Source organism: Nostoc sp. CmiVER01, from assembly GCF_034531135.2.
Lineage (GTDB): Bacteria > Cyanobacteriota > Cyanobacteriia > Cyanobacteriales > Nostocaceae > Nostoc.
The window spans coordinates 25,071-45,303 of sequence record NZ_JAVRBU020000013.1; the positions used below are offsets into that span (position 1 = coordinate 25,071).

17 protein-coding genes and 2 pseudogenes are annotated in these 20,233 nt (G+C 38.1%); 7 read left to right on the forward strand and 12 right to left on the reverse strand.

The genetic code is table 11. From position 1 onward, the window contains the following. The 4 genes from RMZ43_RS22485 to RMZ43_RS22500 all read right to left on the reverse strand — a co-directional run bounded on the left by RMZ43_RS22485 (position 1) and on the right by RMZ43_RS22500 (position 5,487). Positions 1–2,322 carry an ATP-binding cassette domain-containing protein gene (locus RMZ43_RS22485; RefSeq protein WP_322653538.1) on the reverse strand — a complete coding sequence of 774 codons (2,322 nt, stop codon included), beginning with the start codon at positions 2,320–2,322 and terminating at the stop codon, positions 1–3. Positions 2,323–2,416: 94 nt separating this feature from the next. Then, positions 2,417–3,568, reverse strand: coding sequence for a glycosyltransferase family 4 protein (locus tag RMZ43_RS22490; protein ID WP_322653539.1), 1,152 nt, complete (start codon positions 3,566–3,568; stop codon positions 2,417–2,419). A 104-nt stretch (positions 3,569–3,672) separates the two neighbouring features. After that, positions 3,673–4,515, reverse strand: coding sequence for a hypothetical protein (locus RMZ43_RS22495; protein WP_322649275.1), 843 nt, complete (start codon positions 4,513–4,515; stop codon positions 3,673–3,675). 48 nt (positions 4,516–4,563) lie between these two features. After that, positions 4,564–5,487, reverse strand: coding sequence for an alpha-1,2-fucosyltransferase (locus tag RMZ43_RS22500; protein WP_322653540.1), 924 nt, complete (start codon positions 5,485–5,487; stop codon positions 4,564–4,566). A 539-nt stretch (positions 5,488–6,026) separates the two neighbouring features. Between RMZ43_RS22500 and gloB the strand changes: the two genes are divergently transcribed. From gloB to dnaB, 3 genes are all read left to right on the forward strand, one after another. Continuing rightward, positions 6,027–6,800 (forward strand): hydroxyacylglutathione hydrolase, encoded by a 774-nt coding sequence (gene gloB, locus RMZ43_RS22505; protein WP_322653541.1) that lies wholly within the window; start codon positions 6,027–6,029, stop codon positions 6,798–6,800. 303 nt (positions 6,801–7,103) lie between these two features. After that, positions 7,104–7,562 (forward strand): 50S ribosomal protein L9, encoded by a 459-nt coding sequence (gene rplI, locus RMZ43_RS22510; protein ID WP_229488332.1) that lies wholly within the window; start codon positions 7,104–7,106, stop codon positions 7,560–7,562. A gap of 135 nt (positions 7,563–7,697) precedes the next feature. Next, positions 7,698–10,295 (forward strand): replicative DNA helicase, encoded by a 2,598-nt coding sequence (gene dnaB, locus RMZ43_RS22515; protein ID WP_322653542.1) that lies wholly within the window; start codon positions 7,698–7,700, stop codon positions 10,293–10,295. Between the two features lie 124 nt (positions 10,296–10,419). On the opposite strand, the gene RMZ43_RS22520 is transcribed toward dnaB, so the two are convergent. Together RMZ43_RS22520 and RMZ43_RS22525 are read right to left on the reverse strand one after the other, a co-directional pair. Next, a complete protein-coding gene (locus tag RMZ43_RS22520) occupies positions 10,420–10,941 on the reverse strand; it encodes an FKBP-type peptidyl-prolyl cis-trans isomerase (protein WP_322653543.1) in 522 nt (173 codons plus the stop codon). Positions 10,942–11,019: 78 nt separating this feature from the next. Beyond that, positions 11,020–11,343: a phasin family protein gene (locus RMZ43_RS22525; protein ID WP_322653544.1), complete on the reverse strand. Its 324-nt coding sequence runs from the start codon at positions 11,341–11,343 to the stop codon at positions 11,020–11,022. 163 nt (positions 11,344–11,506) lie between these two features. Between RMZ43_RS22525 and RMZ43_RS22530 the strand changes: the two are divergent. Further along, positions 11,507–11,710: pseudogene (locus tag RMZ43_RS22530) on the forward strand (TIGR03792 family protein); the annotation flags it as partial. 446 nt (positions 11,711–12,156) lie between these two features. On the opposite strand, the gene RMZ43_RS22535 reads toward RMZ43_RS22530, so the two are convergent. From RMZ43_RS22535 to modA, 4 genes are all read right to left on the reverse strand, one after another. Next, the gene (locus RMZ43_RS22535) at positions 12,157–12,567 is read right to left on the reverse strand and encodes a 2TM domain-containing protein (RefSeq protein ID WP_322653545.1); all 411 of its coding nucleotides are present in this window, start codon (positions 12,565–12,567) and stop codon (positions 12,157–12,159) included. 267 nt (positions 12,568–12,834) lie between these two features. After that, entirely contained in the window at positions 12,835–13,494 is a 660-nt protein-coding gene (locus RMZ43_RS22540) for a PEP-CTERM sorting domain-containing protein (protein ID WP_322653546.1), read from the reverse strand. Between the two features lie 246 nt (positions 13,495–13,740). Continuing rightward, on the reverse strand, positions 13,741–14,427 hold the full coding sequence (locus RMZ43_RS22545; RefSeq protein ID WP_322653547.1) for a DUF642 domain-containing protein: 687 nt from the start codon (positions 14,425–14,427) through the stop codon (positions 13,741–13,743). A gap of 132 nt (positions 14,428–14,559) precedes the next feature. Then, the gene (gene modA, locus RMZ43_RS22550; RefSeq protein WP_322653548.1) at positions 14,560–15,387 is read right to left on the reverse strand and encodes a molybdate ABC transporter substrate-binding protein; all 828 of its coding nucleotides are present in this window, start codon (positions 15,385–15,387) and stop codon (positions 14,560–14,562) included. A 783-nt stretch (positions 15,388–16,170) separates the two neighbouring features. Here modA and RMZ43_RS22555 point away from each other — a divergent pair. Further along, positions 16,171–16,572, forward strand: coding sequence for a fasciclin domain-containing protein (locus RMZ43_RS22555; RefSeq protein ID WP_322649264.1), 402 nt, complete (start codon positions 16,171–16,173; stop codon positions 16,570–16,572). Between the two features lie 170 nt (positions 16,573–16,742). Here RMZ43_RS22555 and sfsA read toward each other — a convergent pair whose 3' ends face one another. Then, entirely contained in the window at positions 16,743–17,468 is a 726-nt protein-coding gene (gene sfsA, locus RMZ43_RS22560; RefSeq protein WP_322653549.1) for a DNA/RNA nuclease SfsA, read from the reverse strand. Positions 17,469–17,711: 243 nt separating this feature from the next. On the opposite strand from sfsA, the gene RMZ43_RS22565 reads away from it, so the two are divergent. Further along, positions 17,712–18,380, forward strand: coding sequence for a 2OG-Fe dioxygenase family protein (locus RMZ43_RS22565; RefSeq protein ID WP_322653550.1), 669 nt, complete (start codon positions 17,712–17,714; stop codon positions 18,378–18,380). 2 nt (positions 18,381–18,382) lie between these two features. Here the strand turns inward: RMZ43_RS22565 and RMZ43_RS22570 are convergent. Beyond that, positions 18,383–18,667: pseudogene (locus RMZ43_RS22570) on the reverse strand (DUF711 family protein); the annotation flags it as partial. A 110-nt stretch (positions 18,668–18,777) separates the two neighbouring features. Between RMZ43_RS22570 and RMZ43_RS22575 the strand changes: the two are divergent. Further along, the gene (locus RMZ43_RS22575) at positions 18,778–20,046 is read left to right on the forward strand and encodes a tetratricopeptide repeat protein (RefSeq protein WP_322653551.1); all 1,269 of its coding nucleotides are present in this window, start codon (positions 18,778–18,780) and stop codon (positions 20,044–20,046) included. Positions 20,047–20,233 lie beyond the last annotated feature (187 nt).

Here is a 20,233-nt window from a genome sequence, read left to right on the forward strand (position 1 = left end):
TTAGATATTAATACTATTTTCAAATTTTTCTAAATTGTCGAGCAAAGATATAGCAGATTCATAATTTTCAGTAATTAATCCCTTTTGTTCTTCTGGGGTATATATCAAATTATCAGTTAGAGAACGGAGAGAGCCAAGTATAAGATTGAGAGAAGTCCGAAACTCACTGGAGAGATAATTAAATGTCTGACAATAGGTGCGTATAATATCTTGATTTTCTTCAGAAATTGAGATAAATTCTCCCTTTGTTTGCAAGTTAATAACATCTTCAAAAACATCTATGGTGTTGATAATTCTCCAAGCTGATTTGTAAGAATCTTCAATTAATTGCTGCTGTTCTTGAGAATTGTCTACTAGCTCGTCAAGTAATAAGTGCAGAAACCCAATCATTGAGTTCAACTGTGTCCGAATTTCGTGAGAGATGCGGAGCAAGCTTTGTTTATATTTAATAGCGGCTTCAGGATGTTCAACAAATTTCTTTGAGTTTAGGCGCATTGCCTTAAAAATTTTTGTCTGAATTAAGTCTTTCTTAGGCTGCTCGCTAAATTGCATTGAGTACAAACGTGAGTAGTAACCACCTTTTGGTAACAGTTCATCATGGGTTCCTACTTCTACCACCTTTCCTTGATCTAATACGGCAATTTGATCGGCTTTTTGGACTGTGGAAAGGCGGTGAGCAATTACAAGGGTTGTGCGATCGCGACTCAATTCATCTAGTGCAGATTGTACTAAACGCTCGGAAACGGTATCTAAAGCACTGGTGGCTTCATCTAAAATCAGAATTTCTGGATTTTGGAGCAAGGCGCGGGCGATTGCTAATCTTTGCCTTTGTCCACCAGATAACATTACGCCGCGATCGCCAATTAAGGTGTCAAATCCTTGAGGCAATTTGCTAATAAACTCATAAGCATTTGCTCGCTTGGCTGCTGTCAGAATTTCATCATCTGTAGCCTCTTCTCGCCCATAAGCAATATTGTTTCGCACCGAGTCATTAAAAAGAAAAGTATCTTGACTAACAATCCCCATTCGCTTTCGCAGGGATACAACATCGAACTCCCGCAAATCAGTACCGTCAATGGTAATACTGCCAGCTATTGGGTCATAGAATCTAGGTAAAAGGTCTGCTAAAGTGGATTTACCAGCACCAGAACTGCCTACTAATGCTAAGGTCGTGCCATGTGGTAAAAATAAACTTACATCTTTGAGTACCATTTTTTCATGACCAGGATAGGCAAAGCGAAGAGAATTAAAAGATATGCCCTTTTCTAATTTTGTATAGGGAAGCTTACCCTTATCCATGAACGGCTTATCATGAAGGCTTAAAAATTCATTTGCCACATCTACACTGGCGGCGGTACTGGCAAAGTTACTGCGAATAGTATTTAACTGAGAAATTAATGGCAGCACTCGCAGCAGCACTAATAGATATGTTAAAAGTACGGTGGAAAGAGAGGAAACCTGACCAGCAAAGAAGGTTTTGCTCAAAAGTACAATTAGCAGTAAAGCTGTAATACCCATCACCTCACTCAAAGGTGTAATCGCTTCCGAATTAACCTGAGATTGGAAATCTGCTAACTCGCGATCGCGAATTAATTTTTGAATCCGTTGATATTCTTTTTCTTCATTTCCCGTTGCTTTTACCAGTCGGATTCCGTTTAAAGTCTCCAGCACAGAGATTGAATATGCTCTAGACATTTCACTCAACTGCTTACCAAAAGTTCTCGACTGAGAGATGGCATACTGATTTATTAACGTCACCAATAACAGCAAAAGCGTAGAAGCAATTGTCAACTGCCAAGATATTGACAGTAATAAACCGACAAAAACTAAAATTGTTATTCCCAGGATAACTATCTTGACTGTACTACCTATCGCACTTGCAGCCCGACCAATTTCTCCACCCAGACGGTTGATTAAATCACCAACCTTTGTTTTTGCATAATAATCTATATCAACTTCTAATAATAGCTTTAACCCAGTTTCGCGCATATCTGATGTTAGCTTTCGAGTTAAAGAACTCGATGCTAATGAGCTGGCATAAGTAGCTAAGTTTTTTAAAAAAATTGTCAAGAGAATCGTTCCGGCCATTATTACTATCCGGTAAGATTCTGGAGTATTATCAAAGGGAGATATCAACCTTTTAAGGATGGGAGGAGCAGAACTTAAATCTACTTCTTGTCCGACAATTTTTAAAATTACTGGCACAATTAAAGCTGTGCTAATTCCATTAAATAAGGCTCCAGAAAATCCTAACAATATTGTCAGCAGAATCAAACCTGGATAGGGTTTAGCAAATCTTAGTAGTAGTTTTCTGGTAGACATTGGCTATTTTTATGCAACTTTAATTTATTAATATTATTCACACTATACTTGCCAAATTTACTAATCATCAAATAAATTAAACCTCCATCAAGATTTACAATCGAGAAATTACCGACTTGAGCACAGAAGCCATAGTCTCTATGCTATAGAGTTCCACACATCTTTCTCTTGCCTTGATACCTTTCTGCTCTGCTGACTCGAAATCCTGAAAAATCAATTGTATTTGTTTCGCAAGCTGTTCGGGACAAGCAGGCTCGACTAAATAACCAGTATTACCTAAAATTTTGGGAATATCTCCAACGCGTGTAGATAATACAGGTTTAGCCATTGCCATTCCATCTGTCAACTTTAGGGGAAACTGAGCGCGAGCAGTCAAAGTATCTCGCTGGGGAACAACTACAATGTGGGCGGATGCTACAATTTTAGGCATTAATTCTACGGAGCACCTGGGTAATTTAATAATCCAACGTCCCCACTTTTGAATCAATTTATCGTCATAATCATCGTAAGGGCTACCACCCACAATCACTAATCTCAAATCTGGCTCATCTAGCAAATCGAGTGCCATTAGAATGTCTTCAACCCCCTTGTGAGGTCGTGGTGCCCCAGGAAACATGAGAATTCGATACTCAGAAAGACCGTAATCCGTTCTGCTAGTCTCAGAATCATACTTCTGGGGGTCAAACATTGCGGTATCTTTACCATTAGGTACGTAAACACCACCAAAGCGTTTTTGCAGAAAGTCAGTATCTATCGTTACTGCATCTGCCTTTGCTACTAAGTTTTCCATCCACTTGAGATACAGTGGATGATCTGGAAATTTTAATGCGCCATTTTTCTTGAAAATGTCACGATAGAATTGCTTAAGACTAGGACGATATTTCCACTCATCACCTCCGTGCCAACTGAGTTCCCAGTCATCCATATCTAAAATTAAAGGACGACGACCAATAAATTTTTTTAGTAGTGATAAGCCAAAACTTGTAAACTTAGGTTTTACAGCATAAATAATATCTCCATCTATTTTTTGCAATAGTTGACGAGCAGATATCAGAAATTCTGGATAATTTGTACCTGGGAGAGAAACAACTGAAATGCCAGATGGGGGAATAGCATACAGTTCTTTACCATAAATAAAACCAACAATCTCTACTTGATAATTGAGGCTTTGCAGGACTTGAGCTAGTAAAAAGGCTCGAATACTACCGCCTCCAGATAAATCACCAACAATTAATGAAACTTTCAATTTTGATGTTTCCTCCTGGAAATTCGCAATTTAAATATTGATAAATATTTAGAATTATTCTTTAATACAGGAAAAAGGCTTGTGCATATATTCATAAAAAGATGTCACTTCTTGCGCCAGGGATTTGTAACTTGATTAGGTAAAAATACTTTAGCAAATCTGTCAAATACCCTTGTGTACAAAGAACGGGTAATGTTTTTAGCGTATTGAGGTCGATAAGGATAGGTACAGTGAAGAACTTTAATACTATCCTGAATATTATAAGCCTCCTCCCATTTACTGAGATAATTATAGGTAGGTGGTAGTATTTTCATGTTAGGGCTTACAGATGCGATCGCAGAAGCAAAAGCCCCTTGGTCTTTTAAAAGTAATTTATCTTGATTATTTTTGACAATTTCAAAATAACTTTGAAATTTATCAAAAAATACCTTGTTGACTTCTGTTTTCCTAAAAGCTATCAAACCACTATTATATTGCACACTATCTGCTTGCAAAGGTAATCCGGTAGATTGCAGAATTTGCAAAACATTCGGCAAAATGTCTTCTTGCTTGCCCCGGAGCAAATTTGTAGCTTTAATAATAGAAGGTTGAACATCTTCAGTTAATAGCAAATCATATTCATCCAAATACTCAAATACATCGTTGAGATCGGAAAGTAAGCAAATATCAGAATCTAAGTAAATAGTTTTATCAAATTCAGAAGCTGCATATAGAGCCAGTTTTGCTTGCCGTGATGCTAAAACAGTATTTTCATTTGCAGGCGCAGGCTTTAAAATTACATTTTTGAAAGCCTTTAAAAAAGGATAGAGAATTTTCGGAACTTGATCAATTAAAATGATTATTGGTTCTTGATGAAACTTTCTAACTGCTGCTAAAAAGTGAATGCAATCTTGAAAAGGGTAAAGTCCAGTTAAAATTGTAATAAATCCTCTAGTTTCTTGTTTCATAACTCAGTTAAATAATTATTATTTTTCATCCTCATTTGTCAATTTAATTTAATGTGTCCATTCCCAAAAATTTTTACTCCAGTCTTCGTTATAATAAAAAACTCCTTGCCATTGGTAGAAGTGAACAAAATCTTCAATTTTTAATGTTTTATTTACATCCCTAATCATGTAGAGAGGTCGCTCACCGTAAAATGATGCCCACATAGTATAACTACTAGGAGGGCCAATAATATAATCACATTTAGCTAAAGAATACATGTCTTCAATTATATGATTATTGCCATAGGCATAAGATAAATGTTGAAAATATTTGTCATTTTGCTTTTGATTTGAGCAAATCAAAAATGTTACTTTTTTATTAGGAAATAGCATTTGTGCTGATTCCATAACTTTTAAATAATCTTCAACTAAATAAAAATATCTGCCATTTTGATGTTGTTGATAATCTCCATGACGGATATGGACTCCAATGAGTACATCAGTCTGGCTACGAATATTGGATATGAGTTTTGCTACATTTAACTGATAATTCTTTAAAGGTTGAAAGTAAGCACGAATTTTTTGACCATGTTTTTGTAAATTTGAGATATCATTTATAAACCATCCATCACGAAATATCCATCCTTGAAAAAAGTTTATACTCTCTGCTTTTAACTCTTTTGTAATGTTTGAATTACTCCAGTTAAAGGGCTGATTACGCTTAATATCAATTGTGTTAAAAAGCCCACTTTCAGCTAAATAACGATTTATTTTATAGTAATATTTGCGTAGCAGTTTATTTCCTGAAATTGAAAATTGGTTAGAAGGATAGCTGCATAAAAAATCTTGAGATGTTGACTCAAAAAAATCAGCGTACTCTTCAAATGCTGGGTTTAAAACTGTAAAATTCTTTTCACTTGCAAATGCCATAAAATGAGCAGATAATAATAATCTGTTACCTAGTTGTCCAGATTTTGCAGAGATTACTAACATGTATAAAAACTTTAAAGGCCAATATTCCTAATATTTGCTTAAGCTTTAAAATACCAATGTATATACATATTAGAATTTCAATTTATTAAACCCGATAATTAAAAGGAAATATCCACTACGATTGAATGGATTTTTGGTATCCTTAAAACAGGAAATAATTAAATAAATCTAACTTTGTATTTGCAGGTATTTCCAGAGAAAATTCACTGATAAATCCAGATGAATTTTGCTTTTTTGTGGTATGTTGACGGTATAACTACGGTTGTATATTATCATAACTGTTAATAACGTATTACATTTGTGTTAACTTGCGTATAAATGCTTGAAACAATTTATGCAATTAGCTTAGTTACTTGCTTAGACTTAGGATTGCTAGGCTAATAATCACTTAATTTGCTTGTTGAGACTGCAAGGGGGCAGAGGAGTAGAGGAGCAGGGGAGAGGGTTTGAAGTTTTTCACCAAAAATTTAATTGTGCCACTTGTAAGCACAAAAGCTTACTCAATACCAAACATCTATGTTGTAAGGGAGGCAAAGGTAATGCACGTAATCCGTTTGGAAGCACTCTCAGACAACTACATATTCTTGCTACACGACCATAAACAAAATATTGCCGCCGTTGTTGACCCGGCGGAGTCTCTACCAGTATTAGAGAAACTGGCAGAATTAAAAGCTGAATTAGTAGCAATTTTTAACACGCACCACCATAACGATCATGTGGGTGGTAATAAGCAACTAATAGAACAATTCCCGCAACTTATAGTTTATGGAGGAGCGGAGGATCGTGGTAGAATTCCCGGACAGCAGGTGTTTTTGCAAGAAGGCGATCGCGTCAAGTTTGCAGACCGCATAGCTGAAGTTATCTTTGTTCCCGGACATACTCGCGCTCACATCGTTTACTACTTTCCCCCAGAAAAAGCTGGTGAGACAGGCGACTTATTTTGCGGCGATACCTTATTTTCTGGCGGTTGTGGTCGCTTGTTTGAAGGCACACCGAGCCAAATGGTGGACTCTTTAAGTAAACTGCGCTCTCTGCCCGATGATACACGCATCTGGTGTGCCCACGAATACACTTTAAAAAATCTGCAATTTGCCCTAACTGTGGATGGCGGCAATGGCGACTTACAAAGACGCTTCAATGAAGTAAAAGCTTACCGTAATCGAGGAGAAGCCACCATCCCCTCGCTGCTGGGAGTGGAGAAGCGCACCAATCCCTTTTTACGTTGGGATCAGCAATCATTACAATCAACTGTTAAGAGTAGCGATGCAGTGCAAACCTTTGCGCGGATACGGGAAATGAGAAATAATTTTTAGGGCATGGGGAAGAGGACTTGGGGACAAAGAGAATTGGGGACAAGGGGAAAGACTTGTTGGAAGTTCTAAACTTTTGTCCCCTTGTCCCCTCTGCTCCCCTGCTCCCCCTGCCTCCTCTGCTCCTTTATCTCCCCACTCCCCAATTCATTCAATTTTCTCTAATAGTTGCGATCGCACCCTTCCTTTCGCTAGGATCTGTAAGCTTTAGGGTATAGGCACACAAGCTTGGAATACAACACTGACATTGTGAGCTATGCAGCCCAAACCCAAATTAATCAGATTTTACAGGAAAAACGAAAAACGATGGCGAAGCGCGTGCAGTTAGTTTTAAATCAAGATATCAGTAAGCTGGGAAAATCTGGCGATTTAGTGGAAGTAGCTCCTGGCTACGCTCGTAATTATCTGATTCCCCAAAAATTGGCAACCAACGCCACTCCTGGTATTCTCAAGCAAGTAGAACGCCGTCGTGAGCAAGAGCGTCAACGGCAATTAGAACTCAGACAACAAGCTCTTGAGCAAAAAGAATCTTTAGAAAAAGTTGGCAGCTTGACAATTGCTAAACAAGTTGGTGAAAACGAAGCAATTTTCGGTACTATCACCACTCAAGATGTTGCAGATGCAATTAAGGCAGCCACCGGTCAAGAAATCGATCGGCGTGGAATTACCATTCCCGATATTAACCACCTTGGTACTTATCAAGCTGAAATCAAGTTGTATTCTGAAGTAGCGGCACAAGTCGATATTCAAGTAGTCGCTAGCTAAGTTACGCGGGAGGAGAGGAAGGGGATAAGGAAGATAAGAGCAAGGGAAGTAAGGCTGACTGATAACTCCTAACCCCCACTCACCCTCCCTACTCCCTACTCTCAAATAGCTTTCATCTCAAAACTAAAATCGTTTATGGCTGAAGCACTTAGTTTTCAAGGCGATGGTAGCGATCGCCTCCCACCACAAAACATTGAGGCGGAAGAAGCGATTTTGGGGGGTATTTTACTAGATCCAGAAGCGATTAGTCGAGTTAGCGATCGCCTCCTCAGTGAAGCTTTTTACATTAGCGCTCACAAAGATATTTATCAAGCAGCTGTGAGGCTCCATACTCAAGGTAAACCCACAGACTTACTTTCAGTCACAAGTTGGCTGACTGACCATGAAATGCTTACTCGCATTGGTGGTAGAAATAAATTAGCAACTCTGGTAGACCGCACAGTGTCAGCCGTCAACATCGATGCCCTAGCAGGGTTGGTGATGGACAAATACCTGCGGCGACAGTTAATTAAAGCTGGCAATGAAATTGTACATCTTGGTTACGAAACAGAAACCGAGTTACCACAGGTTTTAGATCAAGCAGAACAGAAAGTTTTTAGCGTTACTCAAGAACGTCCCCAATCAGGTTTAATTCACATTTCTGATACTTTAATTAATAATTTCCAGGATATTGAAGATCGAAATCAAGGCATCGCCTTACCTGGTATTCCCTGCGGATTTTACGATTTAGATGCGATGACTAGCGGCTTTCAACGTTCTGATTTGATTATTGTCGCGGGCCGCCCATCAATGGGGAAATGTTTGCATGAAAATGTGGAAATACTTTTGAGTGACGGGAGTATCTCAACTATTAAAGAAATATACCATCGTCGGCAAGCTGAGTTAATAACTTTAGGAAATGATTGGAAGTTTCATTTAACTCAAGCTTCAGCCTTTGTTAATGACGGTATTAAACCAGTTTTTAGTGTTACTACTCGCTTAGGACGATATATTGAAAGTACTATCACCCATCCTTATTTAACCATCAATGGATGGCGACAACTTTCAGAATTAAGAGTAGGGGATAAAATTGCTGTAGCTCGTAAACTTAATGTATTTGGTACAGAAACTATCCGCGAGTGTGAAGTTAAATTATTGGCATATTTTATAGGTGATGGTTGCTTAACAGATTCAACACCAGAATTTACTAATGTTAACTCTCGCATCCAAAATGATTTCACATACGCTGTTACCAGCTTTTCACCCAAGTTGAAAGTTAGGATAGAAATTAGGAGTGAACGCACCCCAATACTCTATGCAGCTATGTCTCAAGGGCAAAAGAATCCTTTAATAACATGGTTGGAAAACATAGGATTATGGGGCAAAAAAGCTGATGCCAAAATCATTCCGCAAGCTATTTTTAAATTGGAGCGATCGCAAGTTTCCTTATTCCTCAATCGTTTATTTGCAACCGATGGATGGGCTACAGTACTTACAAGCGGTCAATCGCAGTTAGGCTACTGTACTGTCAGCGAAAAATTAGCTAGACAAATACAACATTTGTTATTGCGATTTGGAATTATTGCCAGTCTGAAAAAACGCTCTATGAAATATAAAGACACTCGTAGACAAGCTTGGCAATTAGATATTACTGATGCTCAGAGCATCAAAAATTTTATCTCAGAAATTGGTATTTTTGGCAAAGAAGAGGCATTAACTAAGGTCGCAGATGCAATAGCTAAAAAGAGATATCAAACAAATCGTGACCTCATTCCAATAGAAATTTGGGAACAGATAACAACAGCTAAAGGTAATGAACCTTGGACTCTTTTAGCTCAACGTGCCGGAATTCAAGGGTATTCAAATATCCATGTTGGGAAACGTGCTTTAACACGAGAAAGGCTTTGGATATTAGCAAGTACTTTAGAAAATTCGCCACTTCAACAGTTAGCAGCGAGTGATGTGTACTGGGATGAAATAGTTTCGATTGAATCGATGGGATGCAAACAAGTTTATGACTTAACAATCCCAGAAACACACAATTTTGTCGCCAATGATATCTGTGTTCACAATACCGCGTTCTGTCTGAATCTAGCTCATAATATCGCCGCTTCTTATAAATTGCCAGTTGCTTTCTTCAGCTTGGAAATGTCAAAAGAGCAATTGACGCAACGTTTATTAGCTAGTGAAGCGCAAATTGAAAGTAGTTATTTGCGAACTGGTCGCCTAAGCCAAACACAGTGGGAACCTTTAAGCCGTGCTATTGGTATTCTTTCTGAAATGCCAATTTATATTGATGACACGCCAAATATCACAGTTACACAAATGCGTAGTCAGTCAAGAAGACTGCAAGCTGAAGTTGGAACTGAATTAGGATTAATTGTAATAGATTACTTGCAATTGATGGAAGGAACCGGCGATAATCGCGTACAAGAATTATCAAAAATTACACGTCAACTCAAAGGTTTAGCGCGGGAATTATCTGTACCAGTTATTGCTTTATCTCAGTTGAGTCGAGGGGTGGAAGCACGCACTAACAAACGCCCGATGTTATCTGATTTGAGAGAAAGTGGAAGTATTGAACAAGACGCGGATTTAGTAATAATGTTGTACCGCGATGAATATTACTCTCCCGATACTCCCGATCGCGGCATTGCAGAAGTAATTATAGCTAAACATCGCAACGGCCCTACTGGTACTGCAAAACTTTTGTTCAATCCACAGTTTACAAAGTTTCAAAATTTAAAAATTTAGCTATTGAATTGGGGAGTGGGGAGATAAAGGAGCAGGGGAGAAGAATTTTCCCCTCAGCAAGAGCAGCACCCTGTCCCTCTGCCTCTTTCCCATGCCCAATGCCCAATTCCCAATGCCCTAGTTTCTACTTAACTCCGAGCAATTCTACTTCAAAAACGAGAGTGGCGTTGGGTGGAATCACACCACCAGCACCACGAGCGCCATAACCTAATTCAGATGGGATGATTAACTTACGCTTACCGCCTACCTTCATAGTGCTAAGTCCTTCATCCCAACCTTTGATTACCTGTCCAGCACCGATTTTAAAGCTGAAGGGTTGGCCGCGATCGCGTGAACTATCAAACTTAGTACCATCTTCTAAAGTGCCGACATAGTGAACTTCAACCGTTTGTCCAGATTTAGGAGTCGCCCCAGTCCCCTCTTTTAACTCGACATACTTTAATCCAGAGGGGGTGGTTACGGTATTAGCATCAGACATAGTATTGCTCGCAATTAGAGTATTATTTTCAGTTACAGTTGGTGGCGCTGGCGGCGTTTGGGTTAACTCGGCAGCAATGGCAGTATTCTGTTTACTGCCTACTTGCCCTACAGTCAAAAGTACAACACACACCAGCATGAACGCCACGCTGAGGAAAATTGGTTTCAAAATCAGTTCTCCTTACTTAGGTATCCTGGCAAAAACATTACCAACAGGACACAATTAGTTTAAATCAGAAAGGACATCCTAACGCCAAAGCTTATTTTCTAAATCGCGCAATTGACGCTCTAAACGGTCAATTCTACCGCGCAGTTCGTCTACTTCCGACTGGCGAGCTACCCCCAAATCTTGCATCATATTTCGCATTTGCCGTTGCATTTGAACATCTAAGTTTCCCTGCTCCGACTTTAACTGCTGGGCAATATCATCTATAACTGCTTTGGCTTGCTCTGGATTGAGCTTACCGTCTTTAACTAAATCATCACTGACTTGGCGCAGTTTTTCTGCTACTAAAGATGTTGTGCCAAGACCCACCATCATAAGCTGTTGCAACCAGTTGTTGTTGTCCATACTCCCTTCCTCTTAAATTATTTCAAACCAGCCGATCATTGCTCCTGAGTGTAAGCAATCAAGCTATGCTAAAAGCGTGGTTATTCTAGCCTACATCTCTATTTTGGCAAATTAGCAAACACAGAGATCACAGAATGTGCTTAGAGAATGACTCAAGTTTAAGGTTGCCCCAAATTTAAGGGAAAATTTTATTCAGAAAGATGTACAAATTTGGACAATAGGGCTGGCTGAATATCTTAGATTTCTCGCTAAAGAGGTTTGGATGAGCCTGAATAACCACACAGCAGTTATCCCGATCATTTGTTTGGTAACGCTGGAGCAGTGGAAAGCTATACCCCAAGCAGATTTGCAGACTATTAAGGATTAATTCATCTAATCACTCAGAGAATCTTATCCAATAGCGAAATCAGCAAAGTATCAAGTACGGAAATTTCCCCATTTCTAGGTGAAAGATTACTCTTAACTTATAGAGAAGAGGCTTAAAAAGAAGCAAACTTCCACCATCATGATTAGTGAAGCGATCGCCTCAAAAGATTATAGGAATCCAATTTCGTCATTAGTCATTATGGCTAATAAATAAATCGGCGGTAATTCCCCTTCTTGAAGGTATGAAATTCCTACCGATTATATTTGAGTTTTGCGAAATATACTCAGAAACAAAACTTAATTTGACAAGCTTTCAGTCAGCTTGGCTTTTCAGAAATTAAATCGAATTCTAGTATCATAAAATAAGTTAGAGTTTAGATAAACTCAATTGCTTTTAAGACTTAAAGCATCTTCTTGAAATCTCCATTTTTCAAAGTAGGGAGAAGCTTAGATTTTTGTACGCCAACTCTGAAAGGCTATCTCGTAGTCTTCTGATTTACTCTGATAAACACCCCACCAATGAAAAAATAGTCCTAACCCCCATCCTAATACTGGGAAGATAGCCCAAAAGTAACTAGGGCTAGTTATTAAATTCAAAATAATAAGGAATAAATTCACCACTATGAAGCTAACCAAATGTGCCCTAAAGGCTCTGCGTCGGAAAGTATTAAATGTGCGTTGCAAACGTTCCTCTTCTTCTTGAACTAACCACTTGTTTTCAGTTACTTTCAAAATATCAGAAGAAATACCTAAGTCAGATGCCATTTCTATAAGCTGTTCTCTTGAAAATCCACCTTCCTGTCTACGAGCTAGTGCTATTTGAAGGATTTTTTGGACATCTTCTGAATCGTAAGTCATTTTAATTACCTTATAAATTGGTGTGTAAATGCACCTTTGATTTCACTAATTTTTCGATAGTTTCGTTCAATTAAGTTAGTGAATTCCTCCACATTTTGCACCCAATACTTAGTTAAATTTACACAATTATTATTTTCTCATAGTTGATTTAGAGCTACTGTATTTGTCAATACCTCTATATTGCTTTATAAAGATGCCGTAACAGCGATCACTATTACGGCATTAAACCAAAAATTATGTGAAAGTTGAATTCTAGTTCATCTATTTCTAGCTAATTGCCTTCTTTTTTTTCAGCCATATTCCCACTAACCCAGCAATTGCTATTCCTCCAATACTTGATGGCTCAGGCACAGGTGTTACACTCACAGCATCTAAGTATAAAAAACCATAGCGAGCTTTACCACCCAACTTTAACTCTGTAGATGATTTTGTGGCGACAAAATTAAAGTCATACTGTGTGAAGGGAACTCCAGCAGTATTGATAGTATTTATTTTCTCGAAAACTTTATTTCCATCGACAAATGTATGAAATATGTTATTAACGTCACTGCCACCTTCGTCTGTTCCTAAAAAGAAACTGAGATTATAGGTACTACCGATAGTTGTAGCCAAATTCTGGGATATGTAAGCAGGATTTATAAATGAACCTATCGATAAACCTTGATTACCATTATCATGCTGAGGAAAATTGTCAATTCTAATCCCTGATGTATCCATCGGATCACCAGATTTAATCCAGTCTGTAATATTAGGATTTCGAGTGTTGGGATTATTAGGATCTACGAGGGGGTCAAGTTCAAAGCTTCCGTTTTTAACAAGTTCTGCCGCTTGTGCTGCTGCATTATAAGTATTGGTAATTACAGCAGTGCTAATTAAAGTAGTGGTAACACTAAAAACAATAATTGAGAGTTTTTTAGTTAACTTCATGAAACTTGACTCCAAATAATTCCAAATTCTGACTATTAAAACAAGTTGATAGTTACATCCATGCTGGCTCTAAGTACTTGTCAATAGAACTTACTGAGACAGACATTGTTTGGGTTTTTACTACTTTGTCCAGCTAGTTTGGAGAGTTTGTAGTAAGCACTAAAGTGCTTATCAAACAAGAATTTTAGTTCTTACTACGAACTTGCTTAACTATCAATTTAAACTTGACAGACTACTACCCGTGATTTATTCATCACCATCATCTAAGAACTTCTGAATAAAAAAACATCCCAAACTTTCTTGTGGGATGAGTGTCCCTACATGTCCCAGATTGAGGGCGGACAAGATGCCCACCCCACAAGATGGATAATTTATTTTTTGGGAATCCTTTACCCCTGAATCTCCATAATTTTCTCCTTGATTTTTAGGTATAGCTCTCACACTCACATCATCCAAATATAAAAACGCATACTTGGCTTTGGAACCAAACTTTATCTCTGTGGATCTTCCTTTTGCTTTAAAACCTAACGTGTATTTTGTGTAGGGCTGAAAAAAAGTATTAGTTTTAACATCAACATTCTTTCCACCTATAAAAACCTTAAATTTATTCTTCAGGTCAGGTGCTTCCTCTGTTGATGCTAAATAGTAAGTAAGTTGGTAGTGTTTTCCAGGAACTGTATGGATAGTCTGTGATATGTAGCTAATCTTTGAAAATGCACCAAGTGATAAACCTTGATTACCAGTATTAGGAAAATTACTAATTCTAATACCTGATGTATCGAGCGGTTCACCAGATTTAATCCATCCAATAATATTAGGATTTGGAGTGTTGGGATCATTGGGATCTACGAGAGAATCGTTTTCAAATCCCCCGTTGATAATTAGCTCTTGTCCTTGGGCTTGTGCTGCCGATTTATAAGTATTGGTAATCACAGCAGTCTGAAGGAAGGCGGTGGTCAAACTACAAACAATAATTGAGAGTTTTTTAGTGAACTTCACGAAACATTACTCCAAATAGTTCAAAATTCACGACAACGAGTACTGAATTGATTTACTTTGTGGTGATTAAGGCAGGGCAAAGCCATAATTATTTTTGAAGATAGCCTGGGCTGTAGTACCACTTAAGTAGCTAGAAAAACTCTGTGCCGCCGAGAGAACTGTAGTTCTGGTGAGGATAGCTAGTGGGTAGACAATCGGATTGCTCTCTGATGGTAAAGCGGTTTCTACGATTTTTACCTTGTTAGAAATCAGAGCATCAGTTTTATAAACAAAACCTGCATCAATAGTTTTATTTACACCGTTGACTTGAAGAGTTTTATTTTCAACAGCAGTTAAGACGGTACGCACATTGCTACCACGGTATAATTTGGGACTTGTAGCAGTGAAAATACCTCGCGTAGTGAGAACTTGTTTGGCATAATTACCTGCTGGCACAACTGGAGGAGTACCTGTGTAGTCACCTATAGCAATGCCAGTAATGTTTGCGTTGGTCAAACCATTGATACTAGTGAGACCAGCACTACCAGCACTAACAGGAGATGTCGTAGGTTTAATTAAAACTAAACTGTTTTTAACAACGTTTTTACGGCTACCTGCTACCAATCTACTTGGGCTTGAATTCTGCAAGACATTTATTTGGTCGGTAGCAGCAGAAATAAAAATATCTGCTGGTGCTCCTGCTTGTATTTGGCTTAACAAGGTACCAGAAGCACCAAACGTATAAACAATATTGACGCTTGGGTTAGCATTTTGGTACTGAGTCTTAATAGCATTTAGCGCGTTTGTTAAGCTGACAGCCGCATACACATTAAGTGTGGTTACAGATTGTGCTGGTGAGAAATTGACAAACTGCCAGCCTATTACTAGCATCATGCTGGTAACTGCTGTAGCCATCCAAGCAATAAGTCTTCTTCTGTTAATGAAAGTCATAGTTTGGGGAAATTATTACCTAAAAGTCTCATTGTTGACATACCTGGCTTACGCACAGGCAACCAAAAAACCAACTACCTACATAGATGCAGAGGTAGAGGATATGGATAAATGGGAGTTAGAGAAGGTTTATACGTAAGTCCTACGCATAATAAATTCTGCAAATAAACAGCCAATCACAATTACTACAAGGATTAGTGTGATAGACCGTTTATTATTTCCAACTAGAGTTAATACAAACAGCAAGTGAAATGTATTTAGTGATGAAATAATATCAGTTAAATCTGTACAATACCAACATTTTTGGTTAATAAATCATGACAAATAGCTATGGCAGGCGCATCAAAGTTATTAAAAAGCTCGAGATTACATATACAGTAAAGGTTTTACTAGAAAATCTCATATAGCTCTTAGAATAGCTAAAACCCTATTTATACCAACTAAATACTTTTAAGTATCTATTTAACTAACTTTTTTGGTAAAGCAAGTGCTGTGTTGATACTAGTAAACAGCGATCGCTCCTGCCTCTGTAAAAAAAAGGAGCTATGCCTACGGTGGTAAACTACGCATCCTAGAAGTGCTAGTAACTCATCCGCCCAGACAATGTATATGTCTATTTATAAAAATATAGACAATTATTTATGATATCGATAAAAATTTTTATTCGGCATACCTCTAACGATAGATAGATTTTATTAAATAAATAGTTTAGATTTGTAACAAGTTACACAGAACTAGGTAAAGCACATGGCCAATATAGTTGACACCGCCGCTAATAATGGTTCTTTCAACACACTAGTTGCAGCAATCCAAGCAGCTGGTTTAGTAGATACACTGAAAGGCCCTGGCCCATTTACCGTCTTCGCACCTACTGATGAAGCGTTTAATAAACTTCCAGCAGGTACAGTAGACGCATTACTTCAAGATATTCCTAAGCTCACCAAAATCTTGACCTATCATGTAGTCTCAGGCAAGGTACTAGCTGCTGATGTAGTTAAGCTAAAGACAGCTACAACAGTTGAAGGTTCAGATGTAAAAATTGACGCTTCTAATGGCGTTAAAATCAATGATGCAACTGTTGCAGCAGCAGATGTTGATGCTGATAACGGTGTCATCCACGTAATTGACACAGTTTTGATTCCTGCATAAGCAAACGTCACAATAGCTAATGCTATTTCTAGGGCGACGGCTACCTGTAGTCATTTCTCTATGACAGTCTGGTTGAATGTTTTTTAGTAAACACCAACTACCAATAAATCCATCTAGACAGTATCTAGATGGATTTGTTGTTTCATGCGTTTAAATTTAATTAGGTGTAATCAAATTTTTAGTTTTGCCAAACCCAAATAACGGATACCTTCGGGGGAAATATCAAAACGGCAAGGTAAGACTTCTAAACCGAGAGCGATCGCATCGCGTAATAATTTACCATATATAGGATCTGTGCGATCGCCAGGCGAAAACTCAGTACAATCACCGCGATTGATAAAGTAAAGTATCACTGCACGAGTTAGAGGTAGTAGAGCCATTAGTTCTCGCAAATGCTTTTGTCCTCTTGTAGTTTCCGTGTCAGGAAATAAAGCTAGTCTCCCCTCAGACAAAGTTGTATTTTTCACTTCTAAATAAATCGGGCGTTCCTCATCACTCCCCGTTAAGAAAAAATCCACTCGACTTTTTTTATCAAGCCCATAAACCACCTCACCCTTGATTTGGCTATAGTCGCCCAATTCTGGGAAAAGATATTTCGCCAAAGCTAGCTTTACCACCCGATTGGGCAAAAAAGTATTTATGCCTACCCAAGTCGGCTCGTTGTCATGTACCTGAATTAGTTCTAAAGTGTAAGCCAATTTGCGGTTCAGATTATCACTTTTGGAAAGCTGTACCGCACTGTGGGGAGTTGATACTCCAGTCATTGGCCCTGTATTGGGACAATGTGCTGTCACTATTTCGCCAGAAGTAAGTTGAACGTCAGCAAAAAACCGCTTGTAACGCTTAAGTAAAATACCGGGATATAAAGGTGGGTAACGGTAAAGCCAATCTATCATTATAAAACCTTGTTGCTGCTAGTAAATATACGTCGATTCCTTACCCACCTACCTGTCAACAGTAAATTTTTTCAGCAGCTACTTTGCTTTATAACAGAAATTGAGTAACTGTATATATCATAAAATGTCAATTTTTGTAGTCAAATTAACAACATGTTAATATAAAGTAGCATATACTAGGTGTTATAAGCCTCCCATAAAGAAAAATCCGGGAAAATTACAACGTGCAAGGAGGTAAATCCTATGCAAGAAGTGCAAGTATCAAGGGAATTAGAATATGCTTTTCTCTTTACTCTAAGAAAAATAAATTCGATAAATCCAGAAGGTTTCAAGCCATTTTTTAGTAATATGCCTCTTGACCCTTATATAAAAGGCAACTATCGTTCAAGGAGATTATCTCGGTTCACAGTTTCGGGAAATGAGTTAACCAAATTACCTCATGGCTACCTCTTCCAAAGTAAAAATTACAATCCATTAGTAGGTGACATAAAAAGAGAGTTTGCAGAATTAGATGATGCACTCATAAAACTTGATATTTTTAGAAATCTTGTCTTAGCATTTAGTGATTCTTGTAAACTTCATCCTGAGGCTGAAATCGGAGTTCATCAAATTAGGACTATTTGCTCACCAGATAATTTGGGTAATCCAGCGCCTGAAGGTATCCATCAAGATGGTAGTGATTTTATTGGCATATTCTCAGTTGATAGAGAGAATATTCAAGGAGGAGAAACACATTTGTATAGTGCAAAAAAAGAAAAGCCTGTATTTAGCAAAGTTCTAAATCCAGGAGAACTTTTATTAGTAAATGATCATGATTTTTTCCACTTTACCACTCCTATAAAACCACAGATTGATGCTCAGGGAAGTAGAGATGTTTTTGTGCTGAGTTCTCCTAGCTTACTTTCAGAATAATTCTAGTTAACTGTAAATATTTTATAATCTACGAGATATGGGGAATTGAATGTAGTCATTTCCCCAGTTTTTTTATTTATAATTAGAAATAATTGTAAATAATTGCAATTTTTTCTATATTTATATCGTTTGTAATCGGTACTGTATCCAGTTCACATCTACAAAATACTGAATATAATAATGAATTTGTAATATTATGTTTGCCTGTTAGCTAATCCAACATCTTTACAAACTGGAAGCATAAATCCAGAGTAACCATAGATTCTTATTGATACATTTTTTAATACACAATAATAAAGACACGCTGAATACTTAAAATATTAAAGGTGAGTGTATAGGTGAGGCTACAAAACAAGCGTGCTGGAATTCAACTAACTGAATCAACCAAATAAATGCCATGAATGACGAATTCTACAATAGAGGATTGGAAAAGGCTAGGCGAAAAGACTACGCTGGAGCAATTGAGGAATTTAATCATGCTTTACAACTGACTCCTTACTTTGCCGAAGCTTACTTGCAACGGGGTTTGGCATATTATGACTCAGGAGCAATCCTTAAGGCTGTTTCAGATTATACCGAAGCCCTAAAGTTGAATCCTGAGAGTGTAGAGGCATATTATTGTCGTGGATTGGCTAGGGTGGCGCTGAAAAATTTACCGGGGGCGCTAGACGATGTTGAACGCGCTATCCGTCTCAATTTCAATTATGCTTCTGCTTATAATCTACGGGGGATAGTGCGGCGCAAACAGGGTAATATTCAAGATGCGATCGCTAGCTTTAAAAAAGCTGCACAATTATATCTAGAACAACAGGATAAAGACAATTGTCGTCTGTGTCTGGAACAAATTAAACAGCTACAACCCCAAGAATTACCTGTTGTACAACAATCACGTTCTCAAAATGCGCCCATTTTATCCACAAATGAATATTTCAGGCAATTATTAGAAAAGGCTGAAAAGGGAGACACCCAAGAGGCACTCGCCGATTTAAACTGGGTATTAAAAGCTGATCCCCAAGATGCCCAAGCTTACTGCTGTCGTGGGGTTGTGCGTTGCAAAATGGAGAATTATCGAGAAGCGATCGCAGATTTTAATCAAGCATTGCGATTAGATTTTCAAGATGCCATTGTCTATCGCAACCGAGGTAAAGTGCGTTCTATATTGGGCGATCATCAAGGTGCGATCGCGGATCTGAATCAAGCACTCCAGATGCAACCCGAAGATCCTTTAGTCTATATTGCCAGAGCCAATGCTTATCGAGCAATGGGTAATTATCTTGGTGCAATTCAAGATTACAGCTATGCACTAAAAATAAATCCTAATGATGCTCAAGCTTACTATAATCGCGGCATTGCCTATACTTGCACAGAAGAAATGCAAAATGCCCTGGAAGATTATCAACGGGCGGCGAGTATTTTTTGTGAACAAGAAGACTGGGTAAATTATCAACAAGTCTTAAGTAGCTTAGAAAAAATTCAAAAATTTAGTCCAGAGTCAAAAAAGCAAAAATATAACCTACTACGTCAGCGACTTTTGCGAATGGTTGGCGGATATTGGGAAATTGCCGAAAGATTAATTCAGCAGAAGCAATATTATCATCCTGGGATGTCAGACGACTGGTATTTGCAAAAAGTAATTGATGACTTAGAACGCGATCGCGGTAGATAATATCATGTCCGCCAAATTATCCATAATAAAAGAACCCCATCCCCAAACCCCTCCCCGCAAGCGACTATCCATTACCCGGATCTTTCTCAACAATTGCGAGAGTATTCACTCACGTTTCTTACAACCCTGATACGTCTGTCGTTAATTCTCAATAAAAACCTAATTTTAGCGAGAATATTAAGAGCCA

Bases quoted from the DNA above. Each gene is read 5' to 3' on its own strand.
- RMZ43_RS22485 (WP_322653538.1), bottom strand. From the start codon at position 2,322: ATGTCTACCAGAAAACTACTACTAAGATTTGCTAAACCCTATCCAGGT.
- RMZ43_RS22495 (WP_322649275.1), bottom strand. From the start codon at position 4,515: ATGAAACAAGAAACTAGAGGATTTATTACAATTTTAACTGGACTTTAC.
- RMZ43_RS22500 (WP_322653540.1), bottom strand. From the start codon at position 5,487: ATGTTAGTAATCTCTGCAAAATCTGGACAACTAGGTAACAGATTATTA.
- gloB (WP_322653541.1), top strand. From the start codon at position 6,027: ATGCACGTAATCCGTTTGGAAGCACTCTCAGACAACTACATATTCTTG.
- rplI (WP_229488332.1), top strand. From the start codon at position 7,104: ATGGCGAAGCGCGTGCAGTTAGTTTTAAATCAAGATATCAGTAAGCTG.
- dnaB (WP_322653542.1), top strand. From the start codon at position 7,698: ATGGCTGAAGCACTTAGTTTTCAAGGCGATGGTAGCGATCGCCTCCCA.
- RMZ43_RS22525 (WP_322653544.1), bottom strand. From the start codon at position 11,343: ATGGACAACAACAACTGGTTGCAACAGCTTATGATGGTGGGTCTTGGC.
- RMZ43_RS22535 (WP_322653545.1), bottom strand. From the start codon at position 12,567: ATGACTTACGATTCAGAAGATGTCCAAAAAATCCTTCAAATAGCACTA.
- RMZ43_RS22540 (WP_322653546.1), bottom strand. From the start codon at position 13,494: ATGAAGTTAACTAAAAAACTCTCAATTATTGTTTTTAGTGTTACCACT.
- modA (WP_322653548.1), bottom strand. From the start codon at position 15,387: ATGGCTACAGCAGTTACCAGCATGATGCTAGTAATAGGCTGGCAGTTT.
- RMZ43_RS22555 (WP_322649264.1), top strand. From the start codon at position 16,171: ATGGCCAATATAGTTGACACCGCCGCTAATAATGGTTCTTTCAACACA.
- sfsA (WP_322653549.1), bottom strand. From the start codon at position 17,468: ATGATAGATTGGCTTTACCGTTACCCACCTTTATATCCCGGTATTTTA.
- RMZ43_RS22565 (WP_322653550.1), top strand. From the start codon at position 17,712: ATGCAAGAAGTGCAAGTATCAAGGGAATTAGAATATGCTTTTCTCTTT.
- RMZ43_RS22575 (WP_322653551.1), top strand. From the start codon at position 18,778: ATGAATGACGAATTCTACAATAGAGGATTGGAAAAGGCTAGGCGAAAA.